Genomic DNA, 23,632 nt, shown 5'->3' on the forward strand with positions numbered 1-23,632 from the left:
TTCACTCCACGATCTTCCAGTAGGAGTCCTTGCGGATCACCTTGCCGTTGCGAAAGCTGTAGAAGTCGCAGCCACGGACTTCCTTGCGAACGCCATCCGGGGTCGTGCCCGTCAGCGTCCATTTGGAGATGCCGGTTTCAGCCGCCGCATCGACGAAATGCTCTGGATTGCCGTAGTGGACGTCAGGCAGCCCTTGAAAGCGTAATGCCAGTGCCTCGCGCACCTTCGGTTTGCCTTCGAAGCGTGCGCCCCACGGCGCATTGCCCCTCGGCATCTCCAGAACGCAATCGTCGGCAAACAGCGCGAGGATGCGATCGAGATCGTGGGCGTTGAAAGCGTCGCTCAGTTCCGTCAGCAGCAACCGGATATCCATGGCGCGTCTCCGACCATAAAGAGCCCTGCCCTCTGTTGGCTAGGCAACGGCGCGGGCATGTCCTGATTATGAGCGGCTTCTGCGCCTGGCGCCATCCAGCGCGTGCAATTGACCTCTCGTCACAGCCCCTGCCCCACGAATTTATCATCGTGCCGCCAGACGCAGATTATCGAAGTTTTAACCATGATCCTCCCAACCTCGCTTAGTATTTGAAACATTTTGGTTTTCCATGTTGCAGCATCGCCGCCCGTTTGGGGCCTTCCAACTGTCCCGTCATTGCCTGCTTATGGCAGCCGCGCCCTTGGCCTTGCTGCTGGCAAGCGCCCCGGTGGCGGCGCAGCAGGTCATCCTCAGCGGCGACACCGATCCCTCCGATCCGACTGTTATCACCAGCGGCGACGATCTGCAGATCGGCCGCACCGGCACCGGCGCCCTGACCATCCAGGATGGCGGCACGCTGACCAACAGGCAGGGCACGCTCGGCAGCGATATCGGCGGCAATGGCACTGTCATCGTCAGCGGGCGCGACGGCGCGGGCAACGCCTCCAGCTGGACCAACACGGATAGTCTCACCATCGGCGCTCAGGGCAGCGGCAGGCTGGACATTCTCGATGGCGGCGTGGTGACCGACAGCGGCGGCGTTGTCGGAAATGAGGCTGGCAGCACCGGTTCGGTTACGGTGTCCGGCCACGGCTCATGGTGGAACAATCTCGGCGACGTCGTCATCGGCCAGTCTGGCGACGGAACGCTCGATATTCTCTCGGGCGGGCGCGTCAGCAGCGCAACGGCTTATGTCGGCGCCAGCCCCGGCAGCGTCGGCGTCGTCACCGTGTCGGGCGACGATGGCCAGGGCAACGCCTCGAGCTGGACCCAGCAGGACAACCTCAATGTCGGCTATGAGGGCAGCGGCACATTGAACGTCGCCCATGGCGGCCGCGTCGTGACGGGAGGCCGGATCAACATCGGCACTTACGGCCAGGGCAAAATGACCATCTCGGACGGCGCATCCGTCTCGAGCCACGACGCGATCATCGGCGTCGCCGGATCTGGCGAGGCGCTGCTGACATCGGCCGGGTCCTGGACCATGGCGGACCAGCTGACGGTCGGCCTGGGCGGCCAGGGCGTGCTGCGGATCGAGGGCGGCGCCCGTGTGACCAGCAGCCAGGGTTATGTCGGCGCCAATGCCGGCGGCGACGGCAGCGTCACGGTGACGGGTGCGGGGTCGAGCTGGGAGATGACGCGCTACAATCTCACCCTGGGCAATTACGGCGTCGGCGCCATGACCATCGCAGACGGCGCCCGGGTCCTTGCGCAGAGCGGTGTCTATCTCGGCATATCGGACGCGGCGGCAAGCGGCACGCTTGAGGTGCGGGGCACCCCGGGTGCCCGCGGCGTTCTCGAAACCAGCGGCTTCCGGGGCGGCATAGGCACGGCCCATGTCACCCTGGATGGCGGCATCATCCGCGCCATCGCCGACAACGCGACCTTCTTCCGCAACTATGGCGCGCAACAGATCAGCCTTGGCACAGCCGGCGGCATCATCGACACCAATGGCCACGATATCGGCATCGCCCCCGAAATGACCGGCGCGGGCGGCCTGACCAAGGACGGCCTGGGCAGGCTGACGCTCACCGGCGCCAACAGCTATGCCGGCGGCACGACCGTTGCGTCAGGCGTGTTGGCCGCGGGGGCAGCCAACGTCTTCAGTGCCGGCTCGGCGCATATGGTGCTCGGCGGCGGCACGCTGGCGCTCGACGGCTTCGACCAGACTGTCGCCTCGCTCAACAATGCCGGCCGCGTCACCTTCGGCCGCACACCCGGCACGACGCTGACGGTTGCCGGCGACTATACCGGCAACGGCGGCGCGCTCGAAATCGCCACCGCACTGGGCACCGACAGCGCGCCGACAGACCTGCTCGTCATCGGCGGCAACAGCATTGGCGGCACCACGCTGGTCAGCGTCATCAATGTCGGCGGCACGGGTGGCCTGACCACCGCCGACGGCATCCGCATCATCGAGGTCGACGGCACCTCCGCTGCCGGCGCCTTCGCGCTTTCCGGGCCGGCCATCGCCGGCGCCTATCGCTACGGCCTTTTCCACAACGGCATTGCCGACCCCGCCGACGGCGACTGGTATCTGCGCTCGGCCGGCCTGGCGCCGACCTTGCCTGTCTACGAGACCTATCCGCAATTGCTGCTCGGCATGGTCGAGCTGCCCACCCTCAAGCAGCGCGTCGGCGCCCGCTACGAAACGGCGCTGGACGGGGCTGCTTCGGACGGCGCCGTTCCAGGCCCGGGCGCCACGCCGGGCGGCGCCGCCGCTCTGGGCGGCAGCGCTTGGCCGGGCGCCATCTGGGCGCGCATCGAGGGCGCGCATGGCCGCGTTACCTCTGCCAGTTCGAGCAGCGGCAGCACCGGCTTCGACAGCACCGGCTCGCTGCTGCAGGCCGGCCTCGACGGCCAGCTGGCAAGCAATGCCCAGGGCATGTGGGTCGGCGGGCTGACCGTGCACTATGGCCGCGCCGGCGCCGACATCTTCTCCGGCCTCGGCGACGGCACCGCTTCGACCACCAGCTACGGCGTCGGCGCGACGCTGAGCTGGTTCGGCGAGAACGGCTTTTATGTCGACGGACAAGTGCAGATCGCCCTGTTGCGCAGCGACCTCGATGCCACGGGCATCGGCAGGGTCGGCGACGACATTCACGGCAGCGGCCATGCGCTCAGCCTGGAGGCCGGCCGGAACATCGCGCTCGGCGACGGCTGGTCGCTGACGCCGCAGGCGCAGCTGGCCTGGTCGTCGGTCGATTTCGACAGCTTCACCGACCGCTTCGGCGCCGTCGTCTCGCTCAAGGACGGCGACAGCCTCAAGGGCCGCATCGGCGTTGCCGCCAACCATGAAGCGGCCGCAACGCAGCTCCACGGCATCGCCAACCTGACCTACCAGTTCGGCGACGGCACAAGCGTGCTGGTCTCGGGCCTCGACACGGCTTTTGCCGTCCAGCGTTTCCGCGCCGAACTTGGCTTCGGCGCAACCTACCGCTGGGCCGGCGGCACCCTGCACGGCGAGGCGCTCGCCTCCACCAGCTTCGCCGGCAGCTATGGCGTCAAGGGAACGGTGGGGTTCGCGATGAATTTCTGAGCCGGCAACGGCAGGGTCAAAGCTTGAGCCAGGTGATTGCAACGGCGCTGGGCTCCGGCCAGTTCGGCAAATAGTCGTCGGCAAGGAAAATCTCGTCGAAAAGCGCGTCGTCGCCCTCGGCCCCATCGACGGCGACCTGGTGACGCTGACGTCAGGCATCAAGGAAGGCGACAGAAGATTTTCCGGGGGAAGCGGTGCAGCCGCTGGATGGCAACTGCGGGTGAGCGGGGTGGCTGACGCGCGGGCGCAGGGGGTGCGGCAGGGGACGGACGGGGTCGCGGCGCAAGCCGGACGTAAGGGCAACTTTGGCTTTAACCAGAAGCAAAGGTTGCGACCGAAACCGACGAGCGGCGAAACGCGCCCCCATTTCGGCCCTTCGCACTGGAAGCACTGAAAAGCTGCAATTGAAGCTGCCCGCGACTACACCGGTCGGTGGTTAGACGGGCGCGGACAGACCGGGTCAAGCCCATCCGTGTCGGCGATTCCTTGTCCATAGTATCGCGTTAATGCCTTCGGAGAGCGCATAGGCAGCCGCGAGGATCGCCGCGTGTTCGTGATACGTCCTCAGATTCTCAACTATAGGACGGATCAATGGATCCCCTATCAGGCGCTCGCGCACGACCGCGATGTCCGACACGTCGTTCGCCCGATCCTGCCCGATCTCCTGGGTTACCGCGAAGACATAAGTGCAGGGTAGGATTGCCCCCGGCTTATGTTCGAGCGCAGTATCCAGGATCACGAGCATCTGGTTGTCGAAGAGATCGTGCGCAAAGTGATTGAGCGCATTGAGCGATGGAGTCCGCCCTTCGTCGTAGCACCATCGCAGCCATGCCTCAGCCTCGACCACCATCGGCACGAGCGGTTTGGTCAGAATGGCGGCTTGCCGGGCGCTCTCAACATGCCGCTGCCAGCTCTCCCAACTCGACAGCGCACCTCTCTGCGCGCGAACCACTCCGGCGATGGTCTCAAAATCTGGCCGAGTCAGCTTTGGCACGATCACCGCAACCGGGGGAAAGCCATGGTAACCTGCGCTGTTCGTGCACGGGCGGCCCCGGACAGAATTCCGATGGGCTTCCCATCCGGGGCGACGGTCGCACATAGCGGATGCCCTCAACGTCGAAAACAAGATCTTTGACCTCAACCTTCCTCCCACTTGGCTCGGTCTGCCGCATCAGCTCTGTCATGTAGCGGTTGGCGAAATCCTGGAATTTCTCTTGAAGTAGCTCGAACTCTGGGAACGAATGATCGACTCTGATTGGCACCTAACTGCACGGCCACAGGAAAACGCTGTCGTACCCGTCGCTGTGATAATAGCAGCCCGAGACGATCACGCCGTCGATATTGCTGGTGTCCTGTCGAATGCGGTTGGCAGCGAGCGCCTCGAGCATGTCATGGTCGAGCGCGGTATAGCCATTGTTGAAGATCCAAAGCACCGATCCGCTGGTCTCGGGCTTTTCGCTGCGGGTTTGGACGAGCTGCTTTTTCGCCTTCGTGACGACACTCTTCACCGGCTGCTCGATCGTGTTGCGGTATTCTCGCTGCTCGGAAGCCGACAGCAACTCTTCGTCGAGAACGACTACCGGCCGATTGGGCTGGGTTCCCCGGAACAAGGCTGCGAGCTTCGCCTGCCGCTCGGGCTTGTCGAACCCTTCTTCGTCGAGGAGCTTGAGCTCGATAACGGTTGCGCCCAGCACATAGTCGGCACCTACCTCCCCGCGCAGATCGGCATCGAGATGGGCGCGAACACCGCCCGTGGCCTCGACGATACCGTCGATATCAGTCTCCGTAAGTGTGCGAATAGGGAAGGCCTGCATGCGCATAGCGTATTGTGACGTCAGGATGCCGGCCAGACGTCACGGAGCCGATGCACGCGCTTCAGCAAAAGCGCCGCGTCGATGGCCAGAGTCGAGGACGAGCCCCAAGCTGTCCCTCTTCCATTTATCGCATCGGGGCGTTGCAGGTACATCTTCCGCAGACGGCTACCGAGTTGGCCTGCCGTATGGTCCGCGGTGATCGTGCCGCGAATATAGCTCGATTTTCGCACCGCCGTGCAGAAGCACTTTTATGAAGGCGTTGAGTCCCATTTCCTCGGTGGTGATGACAACTTGGTCGCCTTCACGCCTAGCATCAAAATCATAGAGCAACTCTTCAGGATTGCCATATTCGAGCGAGAGATTGGTGCGTTTGAATAAGTCCAAGACGCCTTCCGAAAAGCGAGTTGCCACGTGACCAGGGTTGAGGCGGCCCGCAGCCTCGTCGGCGCGGGCGACGTCGGTCGCGTCTTGAAGGAGCTTCACCGCTTCCTCCGCCTTGTCGGCGTTTTCGAACGTGCCAATCAGGACTAAGTTTGCCGAATGCTCGCTGCCATAACCGTTCCAGAGTTTCAAGGCGCAGTCTCCATCCCTTGTGGTTAAGTAGCGCTGCGCTTCGCGCGCAACGCCTCGATCGCAGGAAGCAGGGCGGCGCCTTGTTCCAGCTTGGCTCCGTGACGTTCGAATGCCCCGAACTTGAGCATCCCGAATGCGTCGATATGCATGAAGTCGAGGCTAGGGTCGGCTCCTGCGGTTGGCAGCCGCGGGACGCCGAGGGCCTCAACCGCGTGGTCAGACGTCGCCAGACGCACATGTTCATGGTTTGCCGTGATCCACTCGGCAGCGCGTTCGAGTGTCGCCCCATCGCAGCTGAGTCGACCATCCGGCTCTGTTTCGGGAAGCAACAAAAGCTCGCGCGCGCCCTCACTAAAAGCAAACGTGGCAGCGTGCGCCAAGTCGCCGATCGTGTCGGCGTTGAGTACCATATTGATACCGAAGCTCGCGGTCTCGCGCACCAGAACCAGCTTTTCCCTAAATTCGGCGAAGGATCGGCCGCGCAGCCGTTCATAGGTGGGTCCGATACCGTCCATCGACAAGCGAATGAAATCGACGGCACCGGACAGCTGCGACACCAAATCCGGTCTGAAGCGATGACCATGTGTTGTGAAGGTAACCGCAAGACCCGTCCCCGCGTGAACCTGTTGGCAGAGATCCGCGAAACCCGGAAACAGGCTCGGTTCACCGCCACCGAAGCCAACGCCCAGTCCGCCGCCAATGTCGAGTTCTCGCGTCCACTCTAGTACCTGATCGGCACGGTTCCGCGCCGGCGCTTTCGCCGCATAGCAATAAGGACAGGCAAGCTCGCAGGCGTTGGTGAGCGCGATCGACATATAGCGGGGCGCGCGCGCCCAACTCGACGCGTCAGTGGCTATCTCGTCTAACAGCAGATTCCATCCGGTCCGACGATCGAAGAAGTGTACCCCTTCGGCGCAGCGACGGACGCGTACCCCCTGATGTTCTCTACTAGTCAACATACTTACTGATAACGTGATTCTTTTGATGGTTCAGCCACGAAGTTCTATCGGAGTAGAAACTGCGCAACGATTTTTTGGCACCTGTCAGCAGTAGTGCATTCCACCTTCGGCACCGACGCTACCGCGTTGCTTTCGCCCATCTTAGGGAGCGTCCGGTCTTTCTGAAACCCCATGGCTATCGTCGCGCCGAGCGACTTCACTCTCGCGGCACCCATCGATCGAGGAGCCGTCGTGCCCACTGAACCCATCACAAGGGGCTGTCGTGCCGCCCTTGACCTACTCGCCGGCTCCGGAGCTTTCCCGCTCCACCGGCGCCGGACCACGGATTCGTCTACCGCAGTTGTTCAAAGTTTATCGAGATCATCAAACACATGCAGAGCAATCCGCTCCTTCATATGCTCCCACGCATACTCCATTGGTACCATGTGCTTGAACACAAGGTGTCCTTCGATTTTGGAGCTTCCACTCCGCTTCACATAACGCTCGAGCGCTTTTTGCTCTTTCGAAATCAGATCGACGCGATCAAGATGCTTGCGGAGCAGGTCCCGTTGCCCATCGGATCGGGTAAGCCCGCGGAAATCGTACAACTGCTCGGCAATCTCCCCTTCTGTTTTGCGAAACTGAACGTCTTTGCACTCGATCAACAGTATGCGGGGAGAGTCTTCGCACCACGCCAAGACATCGACATCGCCAAAATCGCGTTCGAACCCTTTCGCGAGCAGTTTTGTGACAGGAACTTCGGTTTCCGTCTGCCAGCCAAGTTCTTTGAGCCGCGCCGATACCTGTTGAGCAAACTTAGACCCTTGCCGGTCTCGCGATGTCCCCGCCCATCGCTTCATAGCGGGCGACAACTGCCATATCGGGAAATCTCCTCGATGGTAGTTACTCAACATGTAGACGAATGAGTCTCGTAGGATTCCTGGAGCGACCAAGATCGTAGGATCCGCTTCGAGATCGATTTGGATCAATGGCTTTCGCAGCACTGAAAGCCGCCGTCGGAATCGCCAAGGGAAGAGGTCCTTTGCATCGTAGCCGTCGGGCAGTTCACGCCATGACTGGCGACTCTTAAAAGTGAGAAACGCGACCAGATTGTCGACTTGATACCGATCCAGATCGACACCATCCAACTTCGCGTTCAACAGGTCGCTCCGCCGCAATTCGAGGACGGCTTGTGTCTTACGGATGCCTAGATTTTCCACGAAATCGACGAACTTGCGTACCGTATCGAGTGACGCACCAAACTGCTCTTCGAGGGCAACCGCGAAATCGGATGCAAGTTCGCGATCGTCGGTTTCCTGAAATTCCGGTTCCTTCAGATTGCGCGCGTAATCGCGGACTCGCTGGTCAATCCGGGATTGAGCGGTTGCACGTCCGAACGGCTGAAGCACGTTTTCTTGGAACGACACATTCGCTTGGACGTCACCCAGCGCTGTTATCTGAATTCTAGGCTCCATCGCATCCCATCGAATTGCGTCGGACCAGCCGCCCATACCTCCGATCATGACTATCGTAGCCATCATTCGCGACAAGTCTAAGCGGCCAGCTACAGCTCCATCGTTGAGCGGAGATTCGCAAATCGCGAATTCAACCAACAGCCGGGATGCTTGGAAGACAGCATTTAGCTCGGCCTCATGTTGGAGAATGCCTTCGAGCGCAGCGTCGCGATCTTTGTGAAGGGCCAGAACAGCTGCGGCCGTCCGATGCCATCGTTCTCGATCAAGCGCTGCACGCTCGTGGTTCAGGAGAGCAAATCGGATCAAAGATTTCCGATCGAATGATCTCAACTTCGCGCAAAGGTCATCTTCCAGCACTTTCACTAGGTTGTTGAGGAATGATGTACAGGCCTCTCGCCCACGGATCTCGCCGCCCTCGCTTCGCGCGCGAACGCGCCAGCCGAGGCCGAGCTTGATCAACGCGCCGTCATCATTGTCGATTGTAAGGGGGGGCCCACCGGCTGACCTTTGGACAAAGTCGCGGAAACTTCGTGCCGGAAATGCGTGGCTCTGACGTGCGTCAGCGCCGGGTATTATCTCGCTTACGAGTGCGTCACGGCGAGCTTGATCAAGACTGATGCCTGCGAGGGAAGCAAACCCTTCGACAATGCGTTGAACAAACGCAGTCTCCGCCACGTTTTCCGGATTGAAAACTGCATGGTCAAATCCGTCAGCGATTTCGATGTCTACGATGGACCCATGTGCTGATGCACTTATGAAGTCCAATGTCGCCTCCAACGTCATGAATTCTTCTGGTATGCCCGCTCGACGATCGCTGAGAGATCCCTTGAACGCGGCTCTCAGCATAACTGCACCAGATGGGATCGACTCGAAGGCTACGTCAAGAACCGGAGCGATTAGGCAAATCCAAGTCCGAAGCATTTGAAAGCGCTGGAAGGCCATCGACCCGGCAACACCCTCATCGGTCTCAAGGCGAATCCACCAAGCGCGCTGCGCCGTTTCGAAGACTCCGAGCGGCCAGCGAGATGTTCTGTCAGTGACAGCTACATAGAATCGTCTCTCGTTGTCTTCATCAAACATGGAGGTTCGTTCTTTGCGGACAGGAATCCAGTGGCCGTCAATGTCTCGACATGAGTGCACATCCCAGATTTCCGCTACTTCTTTGCGCGTCTTCAGCAGACCGTTTTGCTCGATCATCACGAAGTTGCGCCCATCTCCTAGGCCGAATTCAATAGGCATGCTGGCATGGGGGACAAGGTGGCCCCCTAGCTGCCGAACCCACGCGACCAGATTCAACAGGCCATTTACGTTTTGCAGTTCCACGCCCATTTCAGCGAGGCGATCCCGTCCATCCAGCAGGCGCCACAGCGACAGAGCATTGAAATCGGGAATCCAACTGAGCGTGAATAAATCCGACGCCCCGACAAATTCGACGCGCCAATTCTCTCTCCTCTTTTCGCTGAAAAAGGCGACAACTCCTCTCCCAAGGCCGCATGGGACAAGGAGCGTGACCCCTCCTTTGAACCCTTCGCTAGCGCTTGCCTGCTGCCACGCAAAGTCAATCCATCGATCGACTTCCTTTGCCAATCCTTCTCGTTTCTCGTTCTGAGGGAAGGTTCCGACTAAGCCGCCTTCGGCGAAATCATCCAGCGTGTCGGAGAAGAAGATGAGATTAATAAAGCGTCCAGCGTCGGCGCGCATGGTTACGCCTGCCAACAGCCCATTTTCGGTTTTTCTAAATTCAAGTTTGGCACCTAATTCACCACCTAGTATAGGCAACTCCGCAAGTGCATCGGCGAATTCGTGCGCCAGTGTCGCAGCGAATGCATCACGTAGTTCGAAAAGTTCCATCGTCTCGACGACATAGCGGCGCAATGCAGCGCTAACCGCACTTGGCAGGATCAAGTACGTATGATCGTCGGAGAAGACGACGGGATACCGCTCCAGCAGCGAGTTTCCGATATCGTCCGATTGCAGATCGCGTCTGCGACGCGGATCAAAGCCAAATTCGGCAAGGTCGTCGGGATTGATACCTAGCGCCGACAAATCCTCCGGCGAAAATCTGACTATTTGCGATATCGAGCCAAGCCGATCTCGAAGAAGGCGCGGAAGCAGTAGATGAGGGTTTTCATCACCGACTGCATATCGCCTTAATTCCGCGCGCTCGCACACAGCTTCCGACAAAGAGAGGAGCGCGTACACACGGTTTCGAAGGACACGGAAAACATCGTTGTCTGGCAAACGCTCCAGCGTATTCAATAGACGCTGGGTATAGAAGGCAGCTGTTTCCCAGACGCCTTCGAGCAGCCTGAAATCTCCCCTAGGGGTCACGACTAGAGAAACAAAAATATCTTCGGCAGGGTCTTCTAATCGACCGGTCATACCTCGCCCGAGTTCTGAAAAAACGGGAGCGACAACCCTGGACGACGGCTTCTTGGGGCCATTGCCGATAGCTAATGAAAGATGCACCAGCGCTTCTAGCCGGACGCAATTTGCTTGCAGGATTGGCTGCGTGAGCAACCCGCCAAAGATCGCCGCCAGTTGGACGGGCTTGAACTGAGATAGGTATCGCAGCGCAATTTCGTGCTCTTTCGCTACATAGGCAAGATCGATCCCGCCGAGACCAAACGTCGGTAACGAGTTGGGGATCTGTTCGATCATTGGCTGGATGTCGGAAGCTTCAGGTTCCATGTGCCACTCGTAAAATTCTCAACAGCAATGGCAGTAAAGACGGTCCGATATTAGAGGATTTCATCAGTCTCGCGAGTAAAATGGGCTCGAGTTGGTCACGAAATTTCGACGAACAACGCGCCGAAGGTCCGAGCCGATAACCATCCCCACTAGCTCCCAGCCGCCTTATTCTTCCGATGGCCGGCTAGTTGATCCCACAGGCCAAGTACAAGCAGAGAATGGATCAGAAGATCGCTGATCACTGAGTTGATCATGCCGCGCTCAAGAGTGCCATGAGCGATCGAGTTCCGCAGGTTTAGTCCCCGCGGATCGGAGTAAATGAGCTTAAAATAGAGGGTCAGATCAACGCCAAGGGTCTCCTTAACGACTTTGTTCCCAAAGATTTCGCCCATACCGATAGCGATCTCGCGATGGAGCATAGTCGGATGCTTTCTAGTGACGGGTTCACCCAGTTTGCCGGTGATCGTACGTAGTGCACGCTCTACCTGGGGGACTAGAACATGAATTGCCTTCATGTGATCGTGAGCGAACCACGCGCTTACCCCCTCGAGTAGGAAGCTGGAATCTTCGAACAGACCTGATCGTTCGGCAAACCCGGTAACCGCATACGGGTTGAGCTCGTGTTTCTCGATCGCTGCCTGCAGCGCGCGATGCAGGTATGGTGAAGTCCACTGCACATTCTGCTGTGCATGATGGATTACACGTCCATCAAGATCGTCTTCAACCCCTCCAAGCATCGCAGCTTGGTGATCTTTCGCCATTATCGCAATGGGAATGAAATCCATGATCGACGCCTCACCATCCTCCCCGCCCTTTTTGATCTGGGCCTCTATCTGGGCGACCTCAGGCACGAACTGGTTCGCAATCCTGGCAAAGGTATGCAGTGGATTGTCGGTGACCACGGTGGAGATGAACGCCTCTATCTCCTCCTTGGTAATCGTCTGAGTCGTCTCAAACGATTGCATCTCCTCTCGAGACGCTTCGATCGCTTTTATCCGCGCGATCCTCGCTCGCTTCGCATCCTCTGGTTTGCCGGCATCGAGATAGGCATTTTCGGCGCTCTGGAGCATCGAAGACGCGCGCAAGTTGTCACCAAGATCGGCGGTATGCTCGAAAGCCCTACCCACTGTCTCCTGAAGCCGGACCACGTCCGGGCGGCTGCCGACGCGATTGTAGTAGGCCTGCAGTCGTTCAGAGACGCTCTCGAGTTGGAAAGGGTCGAACTTCTCAGGGTTCGCAGTGTCTGCGTAGTCAGCCGCCAGCCCCTCTAGGCTCTGGGCGAGGTGGGCACGCCTGTCATCGGTCAATGCCTTATCTGCGATCAGGCGGTCGTAGGTCTTCCACCACCATCCTTCTCCCGCCACGGCTTTATCATGAAGCTCCAGCAGCATGACGATCGCTGCCTCGGAGCGTTCGTTGTCCCGGATCTGGCGAGCTATATCGAGTGCCCGGCTCGCTGACGCAATTTGCTCATGAAACTCGGTGACGAGACCGCTAGACACGCCCTCGATATACGCATCAACGGCAGCGACGGCATGGCGAAAATCTGGCTTTACATTGCCGACTGTCCTGGCAAGCTCCCAGCATAGGTCCGCATAGCGAGCCTCCAGTGCTGGGTGCCTGAACTGACCGATACGGCTGGCCCAATGCCAGAAGATGGCTTCGTCGACCTTGTCGACAGCAGGCGCGAATGCCTTCTTCCCGTCGACGCTGATCCATGAACCGAATGGGCCAAAATAAGAATGCCACGGCTCAAGGCCCCATGCCTCGGTCGTCAGCGACCATGCGACGAGCTCAGCAAACGCGCCGGCATTGAGGTCTGCGTCGAGATTTTTGCCAAGGGCAGCGCGAGCCTTAGTCAACTCTGTCTGAAAGTAATGGGACGGAAGCGGCTCCTGTCGTTTTTCGGCATCCGCGATGATGCTCTCGAACTCTACCGGTACCTTCATCCGCCCCTCCGAAATCGCATCTCTATGAATATACGAAAACGGAACTCCGCGCTGCTCGAACGCCTTGTGGAGGAGGGGCAGCTTTAAGTATTCACTACATATTTAGAAACGACCGCAATGGTGTCGAAAGCTAACTAGCCGAACCTAGTCTGATGCGGCGGAGCCAGAATAACAGCTTGCCACCTAGCACTCCCCAAACCGAACGTTCAGCTCCCTGCCCCAAACCCGCGCCAGCCATTCCGCCCCCCGGCCCCTCCCCCACCGCAGCGTCCCGGCGTTCCTGCGAGGCCCTGAACGCAGTTTCGATGCAGGCGACGACGTGCAGGCCGTCTTCGGCTGACACGGGCGGGTTGGTGCCACAGCTTATCGCCGGGACGAAGGCCTGCCACTGGCGGCCGCGACCGGCGACATCCCGCTCGATCGAGTTTTCGACCGGCACCCACCGATCGCCTTGTCTGCAACGTCGGCAACGGTCGGAATTGCACGCCCCCCGGACGCGCTGCTCCTGGCGGAGCGAAACGAAATCTGACGTTGACCGGCCATCCGAGGCGGCGCCGACGACCGCTTCGTCGCGCGCTAAACCTTGCGCCCCCGCCCGTCCCAGGTGATTTTCTATCCGTCAGCTTCTGGCCATTCTCCGGGCTTTGGCCCACCCTCACTCAAGACGCTACCTCGGCCGGCGCACGGCTCTGACTTTTCCGCTGTTGCCGCCGCCGCAGAAAAAGCGGTCGCCGCCATCGGATTCGAGCCCGGAAACGCCGACCCCGGCCGGCATGTCGAGTTGCTCGAGCACGTCACCCGTTTCGGGGTCGATGCGGCGGAGGTCGCTGCCGCTGTCTTGCCAGGAGCCATGCCAAAGCTCGCCGTCGACCCAGGTGACGCCGGTGACGAAGCGATCGGATTCGATGGTGCGCAGCACTTTTCCTGTTACGGGGTCGAGCTGATGGATCCTGCGGCCACGATGCTGCCCGACCCAGAGCGACCCCTCCGCCCAGGCCAGGCCCGAGTCGCCGCCCTCCCCGGGCGCCGGGATCGTGGCGATCACCGCGCCGGTCCTGGGATCGATCTTGCGGATCACGGCGTCGCCGATCTGGTACAGGTGCTCGCCGTCGAATGCGGTTCCGGCATGGGCTGCGACGTCCAACGATCGCAGGATCTCGCCGCTTTCGGGATCGAGGGCATTCAGTTTTTCGCCGCTTGCGAACCAGACCTGATTGCCGTCGAAGCTGACCCCGGCGACGTCGTCTACATCGGCAAAGGGACCATATTCCCGGATGATTTCGGCGGTCGAATGTTTCATGGCCTCATACTAGCCGGAAATGCCGGTGGCGGGGAGCAACAAGCTTGTCGGGAAACCGGGCACGCTTGACGCGATCCAGCGGCAGGCCCGCCCGCGTCCGAAGGCCTCGACCTTGCCGTCATCGGCCAGCTCTTCGAGCGCCCGCTGCACCGTGCGCGGGCTCACGCTCAAGGCCAGCGCCAATGCCGAACTCGACCAGGCCTCGCCGTCGCCGAGCAGAGCGAGCACTTGGCCGTGCTCGCTTTCGACGGGCGGCGCCAGCACGGCGACATCAGCCCTGGGCCGCAGGACGAAACCGTCCCGGGTCGCGCTCAGCGCCGCCAGCGGCCTGATCGCCTCGCGCAGCCGGGCGATTTCGACGCGCAGCCGGGCACGGTGCGCCTCGTCGGCATGCCGTGCCCCAAAAGCGCGTCTGAGCAGCGTTTCGCGCGCCGCATCGTCCGGCCATGCCTCGGCGAGCGCACGCAAAAGGGCGAACAAGACGGGACGGCTGGAGAGCGGCACCAGCTTTGTCCCTCTGCGCACCACGTTGCGGCAGGCGTCGACGACAAGCGTATCGGAGGCCAGTAAATTTTCGACCTCTTCGAGATCGAGGAGCCGCCCGACGCCGCGGCTGACCAGGCGCGCAGCAGGTGCTGCGAATGCGCGCACGGCCTGGTCGACCTCGGCCGCGAGTGCTGGAATGCGCGCGTCTTTTGCCGCCCGTCTTGCCCGTTGCAGAGCGATTCTCGCCGGCCTGGTCTCGATGCGTCGGATGGCTATGCCCGCCACCACCAGTTCGCGCCCGACCAGCGACGCAGGCGGCAGGGCAGCGGCATCGAACGCAGCGAGCACCCTTTCGGCGTCATCCAGGCGGCCGATCAGGAGAAGGTGCCGGGCCTGGAGATAGCCGGCGTGGGCTGCGTTCCTGCGGTCACCTGATGCTTCCAGCACCGTCCGTGCCGCATCGAGCGTTTGCAGGGAGCGGCCGAGATCACGCGACACAAGGGCGATTTCGGCTTCGGCCAAGGCACAACGCGCACGGGCCAGAGGCTCTTTCGGGCCGAAGGCATGCGCCGCGCTGCGCAGAAGCTCCCTGGCGCGCGCGAGGTCGCCGAGTTGCGCCATGGCGATGCCACGCAACGCCAGCGCCGGCGGGTCATCGCGCAAGGCGACCCGTTTCAGCGCAGCGAGGGGGTCGCCAGCCGAAAGAGCGTGTGCGGCGGCCATGATCAGCGCGTCCATGAAAATCCCGTCACCTTTGTAACTCTCCCCGTCCCCCGTGCCCGCGCTAGCCTGTTCCTATCGCAACCACTGAGACGGCGAACTGAGGACCTGTCATGACGATGCGCGCAGCACCAGAACAGGCCGCTTCGTCGCCCAGGGCGACGATCGATGCGGCCGGCTGGCTTGGGCTCGCCGTCGCTCCGACCTGCGCGCTGATGGCCTGGATTTCGGCCGTCGGCTCGCCCGGCATGACGATGTGCTCGGCAGCCTCGGCATTCGCGCCGATCAACGACATGGCCCTCATGTATGTGCTGATGAGCCTGTTTCACCTGTCGCCGTGGATGAAGCTCCTTTCCTCCCGTTCGCAGCACCCCACTACACCCGTCACCCAAACCGAAGGAGACTGACAATGCAACACGCTGTGCAACACGCTGTTGTTTCGCACGATGACTGGCTGACTGCCCGCCGAGACCTCTTGAAAGCGGAGAAGGAGCTCACGCGTCATCGCGACAAGGTCGCCCGCGAGCGGCTCTCTTTGCCCTGGCTGCGCATCGACAAGGACTATGTGTTCGACACGCCGGAGGGTCCGCGCAGGCTGGCCGAGCTCTTCGACGGCCGGTCGCAGCTCCTGGTGCAGCATTTCATGTTCGCGCCGGGGTGGAAGGAAGGTTGCCCGAGCTGCTCCTACATGGCCGATCACACGGACGGCATGAACAGGCATCTGGCGCACCACGACGTCACCATGATCGCCGTCTCGCGCGCCCCGCTTGCCGAGATCGAGCGCTACCGCAAACGCATGGGCTGGCAGTTCAAATGGGTGTCGTCCCTAGGCAACGACTTCAACTTCGACTTCCGCGTCAGCTTCACGGCCGAGGAGGTCGCCAGCGGACGCATAGACTACAATTTCGGCGAATGGCGGGAAACCGGCGCGGAATGGCCCGGCGTCAGCGCCTTCTACAAGGACGGTGCGGGCGAGATCTTCCGCACCTACTCCACTTACGGGCGCGGCGTCGAGGTGATGATGGGCACCTACAACATGCTCGATCTCACGCCGAAGGGACGCAACGAAACAGAGGGAATGGACTGGGTACGCCGCCACGACCGCTACGCCTGACCGCCCCAGCGGCACGACGAGCGGATGGCAGCGCGAGGGGATCGCCGGCCGCTGCGACGCCCCCTACTCCACCGCCACTTCCCGGCGTTCGCGCGAGGCCTTGAAGGCGGCTTCGATGCAGGCGACGACATGCAGGCCGTCTTCGGCTGAGACGGGCGGCGTGGTGCCACAGCTTATGGCTTTGATAAAGGCCTGCCATTGGCGGACGAGGCCGCGACCGGCGACATCCCTCTCGATCGAGTTTTCGACCGGCTGCCATTTCAGGTCGCGGCCGAGCGTCACGCCGTTGAAGAAATCGACGGTCAGCACGCCGCGATCGAAGGCCAGTTCGTCGCCCGAGATGAAGGCGCCGTCGGCATAACCGATGCTGGCGACCTGGCCGACGGCATCGTCGCCGAAGCGCAGCAGCAGAAGGGCTATGTCGTCGGCCTTCTGCTGGTGGAAGCTGGTGGTTGATATGGCGCTGACATGGGTGGCGCTACGGCCGGCAAAGGCCAGCAGCCGGTCGAGCGCATGAATCCCCGCGGTGAACAGCATGCCGCCGCCGGTCGCTGGGTCGAGATGCCAGTCGCGGCGGTTGCCTTCCATCCAGAGCTTGATCATGCGGCTCGAGCCAAAACGCATGGTGCCCAGTCCACGCTCGTCGATGACGTTCCGCGCCGCGAGATACGGCAAGGTGAAGCGCATGGTGTGGCCGGGCATCAGCACGACACCGGCGGCTTTTGCCGCAGAAATAATGCGCCGGCACTCGGCGACGGTCGGCGCCATCGGCTTTTCGACCATGATGTGTTTGCCGGCCTGAGCGCAGGCGATGGCCACCTCGGTGTGCAGATGGTGCGGCAGCGCCACCGCCACGGCGTCGACGTCCGGATCGGCGAGCAGCTCGCGATAGTCGAGATGGCCCTTGCCGCCATATTCCCCGGTGAAGGCTGCGAGCCCATCCGCATCGTTGCGGCAGGCGGCTACGAGGCGCGCGCCCTCGATGTCACGCAGGGCACGCGCATGGGCCGCGCCGAAATGGCCGGCGCCGATGATGCCGATCCCGATCATGTCGAGGCTCGCTGGAGTGCGTAGCAGTTGTCGATGATGGCCATGGCGCGCCTGGCGTCGGCGAGCGACACCGCCGGCGGCCGGCCGGCGGCCAGGCGCTGCAGGGTGTCAGCCATGACGTCGTGATAACGGCGGGCGATAGGCGTCGCCGGCAGGTCGGTCTGCTTCTCGTCATCGAGGGTCGACAGCGCCAGCCGGTCGCCGAAATCGCTCAGCGTGGCATTCGCAGCGGAGACACGCCATTCGAAGAGGCCGCGTTTCATCGAGGCAAAGGTGTAACCGGCTTCGATCAGCCCGAGCATGCCGTCGGCGGCGCGCAGCACGATGGCCGCATAGTCTTCGACCTTGGTGCCGTGAAGCGGTCTGCCGAAGGAGGCGCTGACGACCTCGACCTCCTGCCCGGCCGCAAGCATCAGGAAGGCATTGATGCCGTGGATGCCGAGATTTCTGAGCGCGCCGCCGCCGCCGATCGCGGGATCCAGCACCCAGGCGACGCCGTCGTCGACATAACGCTGCGGCGGCCCGTTGATCAGGCGGAAATGCGAATGCGAGATCGGCCCGCGCCGCCCGGCAGCGTCGAGATCGCCGAGTGCCGCCAGCATCGCCATGCCGTGCGGCAAGGCCATGGCGGCGAACACCCTTTTGCGCTGTGCCGCCTCGATCAGCGCGTCGGCGGCATCAGCCGAAATGCCCAGGGGTTTTTCGAGCAGAAGCGGCACACCGGCTGCGATGACCTGGAGACCGCGTTCGACGATTTCGAACGGGCGGCCCATGACGACGGCAAGATCGGCATGGTCCAGCGCGGCCTGCAGGCTCGGCGCGACGGGACAGCCGAATTTTTGGGCGAAGCCGGCGGCCGCCTCGGGCGTGGGGTCCCAGGCCGAGGCAATGCCGGCACCTGCGGCGAGCGCCGCGTCACCATGCATCGCCGCATGCCAATGGCCGACACCCAGGAAAGACAATTTCATCGGGGACCTCACACTCAAAACGGCCGCCTGAACGGCGCTGCCCGGGACGGCGGCCCAAGCCAGCTGATGGAAACGGCTTCAGGCGACAAGACTAACTCTTTGTTTTTGCGCAATTCTCTTGGGAAAACCGCTGCACAGTTTTCCTGGAATTGCTCTTTGTTTTTGCGCAATTCTCCTGGGAAAACCGCTGCACAGTTTTCCTGGAATTGCTCTTTGTTTTTGCGCAATTCCGGACGGAAAACCGCTGCACAGTTTTCCTGGAATTGCGCTAGAGATCATCGCGGATGCAGGCCTTGAAATGACCCGGCCTGACCTCGCGCAGCTCAGGTCGCGTTGCAGCGCAGGCATCGAGCGCGTTGGGGCAGCGGGTGCGGAAGACGCAGCCGCTGGGCGGATTGGCCGGGCTCGGAATGTCGCCCTTGAGGATCTCCCGCACCTTCCTGGCCTCCGGGTCCGGCGACGGGATCGCCGACATCAGCGCCCTGGTGTAGGGGTGTTCGGGCCTGGCATAAAGATCCTCCGTGGTGGCGATCTCCATGATGCGGCCGAGATAGAGCACGATGACGCGGTCGCAGATATATTCGACCACGGCGAGGTCGTGCGAGATGAACAGCATGGTCAGGCCGAGCCGCTGCTGCAGGTCGCGCAGCAGGTTGACCACCTGCGCCTGGATCGACACGTCGAGCGCCGAGACCGGTTCGTCGGCGACGATGAATTCGGGCGCCAGCGTCAGCGCCCGGGCGATGCCGATGCGCTGGCGCTGGCCGCCGGAGAATTCGTGGGCGTAGCGGTGGATGGCGTCGGCCGGCAGCTCGACCTGTTCGAGCGCCTTCTTCGCCCGCTCCAGCCGCTCCGTCCTGGTGCCGATGCCCTGGATCTTCAGGCCCTCGGTCAGGATCTCGCCGATGGTCATGCGCGGCGACAGCGAGGCATACGGATCCTGGAAGATGTACTGCATGCGCGGCCGTCGGCGCCGCATCTCGCCACTGGACAGCCTGGTGATGTCGGTGCCGTCGAAGCGCACCTCGCCCGTCGTCGGCTCGATCAGCCGGAGCACCGAGCGGCCGATGGTGGTCTTGCCGCTGCCGGATTCGCCGACCAGCCCGACCACCTCGCCCTTGGCGACGTCGAAGGAGATGTCTTCGAGGATCTTCAGGGTCGCGCCGCGCGTCTGGTAATGCTTGGCGAGGCCACGGACCGAAAGTAGCGGGGTCATCGGGCGATCTCCTGCCAGCGGATGCAGCGGCTGCCATGGCCGGCAGCGACGCTTTCGAGTTCGGGAATGTTTTGGCGGCATGCCTCGATGGCAAAACGACAGCGTGGCGCAAAGGCGCAGCCTGCGGGCATGTCGGCGAGGCTCGGCACCATGCCGGGAATGGCGTTGAGCTTCTCGCCGGCGCGTTTCATGGCGCTGGCGGCCCCCAGCCGCGGCATCGAGTTCAGCAGGCCCAGCGTATAGGGGTGGCGCGGGTTGCGGAACACCTCGGCCACCGGGCCGAACTCGACGATGCGGCCGGCATACATGACAGCGACCCGGTCGGCGATCTCGGCGACGACGCCGAGATTGTGGGTGACGAACAGGACGCCCATGCCGCGCTCGCGCTGCAGGCCCTGCAGCAGCTCGAGGATCTGCGCCTGGATGGTGACGTCGAGCGCCGTCGTCGGCTCGTCGGCGATCAAAAGTGTCGGGTCGCAGGCCAGCGCCATGGCGATGGTGGCGCGCTGGCGCATGCCGCCCGACAGTTCATGCGGATATTGCCCGGCACGGCGGCGGGCATCGGGAATACCGACCTTGTCGAGCAGGGCGACGGCCGCCTCCAGCGCTGCCCGCCGCCCGGTGCCGCGATGCACCCTGAGCGCTTCCGAGATCTGGTCGCCGATGCTGTAGACCGGGTTGAGGCTGGTCATCGGCTCCTGGAACACCATGCCGATGTCGTTGCCGCGGACGCGCCGCATCTCTTCCGCGCCAAGCCTGGCCAGGTCGCGGATTTTGCCGTCCTTGCCGCGGAACAGCATCTCGCCGGCGTCGATCGCGCCGATGCCGCGGGCCAAAAGCCGCATCACCGACAGGCTGGTGACCGACTTGCCCGAACCCGATTCCCCGACAAGTGCCACCGTTTCGCCGGCGTGCACGACAAGGTCGATGCCGTTGACGGCGGCGATCTCGCGGCCGCGCACCCGGAAGACGGTTCTCAGGCCCTTGATCTCGAGGATGGGTTCGGTGCGCATCGGAAGCCTCAGTTGAGCAGGCCGACCGAGCGCAGGATCTCGTCGATCCGGGCGGTCTCGGCGTCGTTGAGCGGGGCGCGCGGGCGCGCCATGACATTGGTCGAAATGATACCGAGGCTGCGCATGGCGGTCTTGAAGCCGCCGACGCCCGTGGCGCCGCCGCTGACGCGGCCGGCGGCGACCCAGACGATCTCGAACAGCCGGCAGAGGCGTTCCTGCTCCTTGCGGGCGGCGTCCCAGTCGCCCTTCTGGGCGTGGTTCCACAGCCTGACGTAACCGGCCGGATCGACATTGGCGAGGCCGGGCACGACGCCATGCGCGCCCATCTGCAGGGCATTGTCGACGACGATCTCGGAGCCGGTCATCAAAAACACGTCCTTGGTGTCGGCAAGGTCGCTCAGCGCGTAGCGGAAATTGCCGTCGTCGCCCGAAGAGTCCTTAAGCCCGACAATCGTGCCTTCCCTGGCCAGCGTCACCACCGTCTGGCGGGCGAGCTTGCTGTGGACGCAGACCGGAATGTCATAGGCAATCAGCGGAATGTCGACGGCGTCGCGGATGATGCGGAAATGGTCGAGCGTCTCGGCCTGGCTGGTGATGGTGTAGAACGGGGCGGTGACGACGACGGCGTCGGCGCCGACGTCCCTGGCGGTCTGCGCGTGGCGGATGACGCGGTCGGTCGTCGGGTCGATGACGCCGGCAATGACCGGCACCCGGCCATTGGCGACCTTGACCGTGTGTTCGAGGATCTTGCGGCGCTCGGCATCGTCATAAAACACCACCTCGCTTGTCGATCCGAGCGGGAACAGGCCGTGGCAGCCATTGTCGATGAGATAGTCGAGGACCCGCGTATAGGAGGCGTAGTCGACGGAAAAATCGTCGTTGAGCGGGGTGACGACGGGAGGAACGACACCGAAGAATTTGGACATTTTTTGCTTCTCTTCCAGAGGGTTAGTTGAGGTCGGCGCGGGGGTCGAAGGCGTCTCTCAGGCCGTCGCCGATGAAGTTGATGGCAAGCACGACAAGGACAAGCGCTGCGCCGGGGAACAGCCATTGCCAGGGGAATTGTTCGAGCACCGCCGTCGAGCGCGCCGCGTTCAGCATGTTGCCCCAGCTGGCCGCCGGCGGCGGCACGCCGAGGCCGAGGAAGGACAGGCCGGCTTCGAGCAGGATGGCGTTGGCGACCTGCAGCGTGGCGTAGACGACGAGGATGTCGATCGAATTGGGCAGGCCGTGGCGGAACAAGAGATGGCCGAGGCCCGCCCCCATGCCGCGCGAGGCCATGACGAACTCGCGTTCGCGCAGTTCGAGCAGCCGGGCGCGGATCATGCGCGACAGCACCGGCCAGGACAGAAGGGCGATGACGACGACAGTCGACCAGATGCCCGAGCCGACGATCGAGGCGAGCACGAGCAGGAAGATGACCGGCGGCAACGTCATGGCAAGGTCGACGGAGCGCATGGCCAGCGCATCGGCCCAGCGGCCGCCAAAGGCCGAGACGGCGCCGACGAGGAAGCCGATACCAGTCGACAGCACCACCGAGGAGACGGCGACCATCAGCGATATGCGGCCGCCCTCCAGCGTGCGGGCCAGCACGTCGCGGCCGACGCCGTCGCTGCCGAACCAGTGTTTCAGGGACGGCGCGCCGTTCATCGCCAGAAGGTCGATGTCGTTGGGCTTGTAGGGCAGCCACAAAGGATAGGTGAGCACGGCAACGAGCATCGGCAGAAGCAGCGCCGCGCCGAACAGGGCCGCCCGGTTCTGGGTGAAGCGGTTGTAGGCACGGGCCATCGGGCCGGTCGAGGACAGGGTCAGAACGCTCATGTCAGGCCACCTGGATGCGCGGGTCGATGACCGCATAGGCAAGGTCGGTCAGGATGTTGACCACGATGACGCAAGCGCCGATGACCAGCGTGGCGCCCATGATGACGGGATAGTCGCGGGTTTCGACCGCGCTGATCAGAAGCAGGCCCATGCCAGGCCAGTTGAACACGCTCTCGATGAAGATGGCGCCGCCGACGGCGAGGCCGATCGTCGAGCCGATCAGCGTGACGACGGGCAGAAGCGCGTTGCGCAGCGCATGTTTGGTCACCACCCAGAACTCCTTGACGCCCTTGGCGCGGGCCGTCCTGACATAGTCCTGGTTCAGCACTTCGAGCATCGAGGCGCGCATGTAGCGCATGATCAGCGCGGCATGGCCGATGGACAGAACGCAGGCCGGCAGGATCAGGTGGTGCAACAGGTCGGCGATCGAGAAATCGCTGGCCGGCGTCAGCATGCCGCCCGAGGGCGCCCATTTCAGCCTGACCGAAAACAGGTACAGGCCAAGGAAGGCGGTCAGGAAGGCGGGGCTCGAAATGCCGAGCAGCGCCAGCACCGAAAAGGAATAGTCGGGCAAGGAGTTGCGGCGCACGGCACTGACGATGCCCGAGGCGATGCCGACGACGATGGCGATCGCAAGCCCCGCGCCCATCAGCAACAGCGTCGGGCCGATGCGCGAGACGATCAGGCCTGACACGGTCTCGTTGAAGCGCTGCAGCGAGTGGCCGAGATTGCCCTGCACGGCCTGCGACAGCCAGGCGAGATATTGCACCGGCAGCGGCCGGTCGAGGCCGAGCTGGGCACGAAGCGCGTCCATCGCCTCCTTCGACATGGCGACGTTGGGGTCGATATAGGCGTCGATCGGGTCGCCCGGCGTCAGCTGCAGCAAGACGAAGATCAGCACTGTCAGTGCGAGCAGCATGCCGAGCCCGATCAACAGGCGATTGAGGCAATAGCGGAGCATTGGGGTTCAGAACCCTCTGTCAAAAGGAAAG

Annotated in this window: 19 protein-coding genes and 1 pseudogene; 3 read left to right on the forward strand and 17 right to left on the reverse strand. The window is 62.5% G+C overall.

Annotated elements, in window-relative coordinates; genetic code table 11:
• Position 1 precedes the first annotated feature (1 nt).
• Positions 2-373 carry a nuclear transport factor 2 family protein gene (locus SLT36_RS20655; RefSeq protein WP_432284196.1) on the reverse strand — a complete coding sequence of 124 codons (372 nt, stop codon included), beginning with the start codon at positions 371-373 and terminating at the stop codon, positions 2-4.
• A gap of 301 nt (positions 374-674) precedes the next feature.
• Between SLT36_RS20655 and SLT36_RS20660 the strand changes: the two genes are divergently transcribed.
• Positions 675-3,512 (forward strand): autotransporter outer membrane beta-barrel domain-containing protein, encoded by a 2,838-nt coding sequence (locus SLT36_RS20660; protein ID WP_432284197.1) that lies wholly within the window; start codon positions 675-677, stop codon positions 3,510-3,512.
• 460 nt (positions 3,513-3,972) lie between these two features.
• Here SLT36_RS20660 and SLT36_RS20665 read toward each other — a convergent pair whose 3' ends face one another.
• The 9 genes and pseudogenes from SLT36_RS20665 to SLT36_RS20705 form a co-directional block, all read right to left on the reverse strand.
• On the reverse strand, positions 3,973-4,506 hold the full coding sequence (locus SLT36_RS20665; RefSeq protein ID WP_432284198.1) for a hypothetical protein: 534 nt from the start codon (positions 4,504-4,506) through the stop codon (positions 3,973-3,975).
• 268 nt (positions 4,507-4,774) lie between these two features.
• Positions 4,775-5,326 carry a hypothetical protein gene (locus SLT36_RS20670; protein WP_432284200.1) on the reverse strand — a complete coding sequence of 184 codons (552 nt, stop codon included), beginning with the start codon at positions 5,324-5,326 and terminating at the stop codon, positions 4,775-4,777.
• 165 nt (positions 5,327-5,491) lie between these two features.
• Positions 5,492-5,899, reverse strand: coding sequence for a DUF6375 family protein (locus SLT36_RS20675; protein ID WP_432284201.1), 408 nt, complete (start codon positions 5,897-5,899; stop codon positions 5,492-5,494).
• Between the two features lie 23 nt (positions 5,900-5,922).
• On the reverse strand, positions 5,923-6,714 hold the full coding sequence (locus SLT36_RS20680) for a radical SAM protein (protein ID WP_432284202.1): 792 nt from the start codon (positions 6,712-6,714) through the stop codon (positions 5,923-5,925).
• Between the two features lie 488 nt (positions 6,715-7,202).
• Complete coding sequence (locus tag SLT36_RS20685; RefSeq protein ID WP_432284203.1) at positions 7,203-11,003, reverse strand: hypothetical protein; 3,801 nt, start codon at positions 11,001-11,003, stop codon at positions 7,203-7,205.
• A 149-nt stretch (positions 11,004-11,152) separates the two neighbouring features.
• Positions 11,153-12,952, reverse strand: a complete 1,800-nt coding sequence (locus SLT36_RS20690) for a DUF4209 domain-containing protein (RefSeq protein ID WP_432284204.1) — start codon at positions 12,950-12,952, stop codon at positions 11,153-11,155.
• A 130-nt stretch (positions 12,953-13,082) separates the two neighbouring features.
• A pseudogene (locus SLT36_RS20695) lies at positions 13,083-13,406 on the reverse strand (hypothetical protein); the annotation flags it as partial.
• A gap of 213 nt (positions 13,407-13,619) precedes the next feature.
• Positions 13,620-14,252, reverse strand: coding sequence for a Vgb family protein (locus tag SLT36_RS20700; protein ID WP_432284205.1), 633 nt, complete (start codon positions 14,250-14,252; stop codon positions 13,620-13,622).
• 9 nt (positions 14,253-14,261) lie between these two features.
• Positions 14,262-15,476, reverse strand: a complete 1,215-nt coding sequence (locus SLT36_RS20705; protein WP_432284206.1) for a helix-turn-helix domain-containing protein — start codon at positions 15,474-15,476, stop codon at positions 14,262-14,264.
• A gap of 95 nt (positions 15,477-15,571) precedes the next feature.
• On the opposite strand from SLT36_RS20705, the gene SLT36_RS20710 reads away from it, so the two are divergent.
• Positions 15,572-15,865: a hypothetical protein gene (locus SLT36_RS20710; RefSeq protein ID WP_432284207.1), complete on the forward strand. Its 294-nt coding sequence runs from the start codon at positions 15,572-15,574 to the stop codon at positions 15,863-15,865.
• A gap of 14 nt (positions 15,866-15,879) precedes the next feature.
• On the forward strand, positions 15,880-16,572 hold the full coding sequence (locus SLT36_RS20715; RefSeq protein WP_432288422.1) for a DUF899 domain-containing protein: 693 nt from the start codon (positions 15,880-15,882) through the stop codon (positions 16,570-16,572).
• A 63-nt stretch (positions 16,573-16,635) separates the two neighbouring features.
• On the opposite strand, the gene SLT36_RS20720 is transcribed toward SLT36_RS20715, so the two are convergent.
• The 7 genes from SLT36_RS20720 to SLT36_RS20750 form a co-directional block, all read right to left on the reverse strand.
• A complete protein-coding gene (locus SLT36_RS20720) occupies positions 16,636-17,622 on the reverse strand; it encodes a Gfo/Idh/MocA family protein (RefSeq protein ID WP_432284208.1) in 987 nt (328 codons plus the stop codon).
• Entirely contained in the window at positions 17,619-18,590 is a 972-nt protein-coding gene (locus SLT36_RS20725; protein WP_432284209.1) for a Gfo/Idh/MocA family protein, read from the reverse strand. The genes SLT36_RS20720 and SLT36_RS20725 overlap by 4 nt, the downstream gene beginning before the upstream one ends.
• Positions 18,591-18,858: 268 nt before the next feature.
• On the reverse strand, positions 18,859-19,806 hold the full coding sequence (locus tag SLT36_RS20730; protein WP_432284210.1) for an ABC transporter ATP-binding protein: 948 nt from the start codon (positions 19,804-19,806) through the stop codon (positions 18,859-18,861).
• Positions 19,803-20,819, reverse strand: a complete 1,017-nt coding sequence (locus SLT36_RS20735) for an ABC transporter ATP-binding protein (protein WP_432284211.1) — start codon at positions 20,817-20,819, stop codon at positions 19,803-19,805. Before SLT36_RS20735 ends, SLT36_RS20730 begins: the two co-directional genes overlap by 4 nt.
• An 8-nt stretch (positions 20,820-20,827) precedes the next feature.
• On the reverse strand, positions 20,828-21,745 hold the full coding sequence (locus SLT36_RS20740) for a dihydrodipicolinate synthase family protein (protein ID WP_432284212.1): 918 nt from the start codon (positions 21,743-21,745) through the stop codon (positions 20,828-20,830).
• 22 nt (positions 21,746-21,767) lie between these two features.
• Entirely contained in the window at positions 21,768-22,676 is a 909-nt protein-coding gene (locus SLT36_RS20745) for an ABC transporter permease (protein WP_432284213.1), read from the reverse strand.
• Positions 22,642-23,601, reverse strand: a complete 960-nt coding sequence (locus SLT36_RS20750) for an ABC transporter permease (protein WP_067963766.1) — start codon at positions 23,599-23,601, stop codon at positions 22,642-22,644. Before SLT36_RS20750 ends, SLT36_RS20745 begins: the two co-directional genes overlap by 35 nt.
• Between the last annotated feature and the right edge of the window lie 31 nt (positions 23,602-23,632).

This window comes from Aminobacter sp. BA135 (assembly GCF_050859125.1).
Classification (GTDB): domain Bacteria; phylum Pseudomonadota; class Alphaproteobacteria; order Rhizobiales; family Rhizobiaceae; genus Aminobacter; species Aminobacter ciceronei.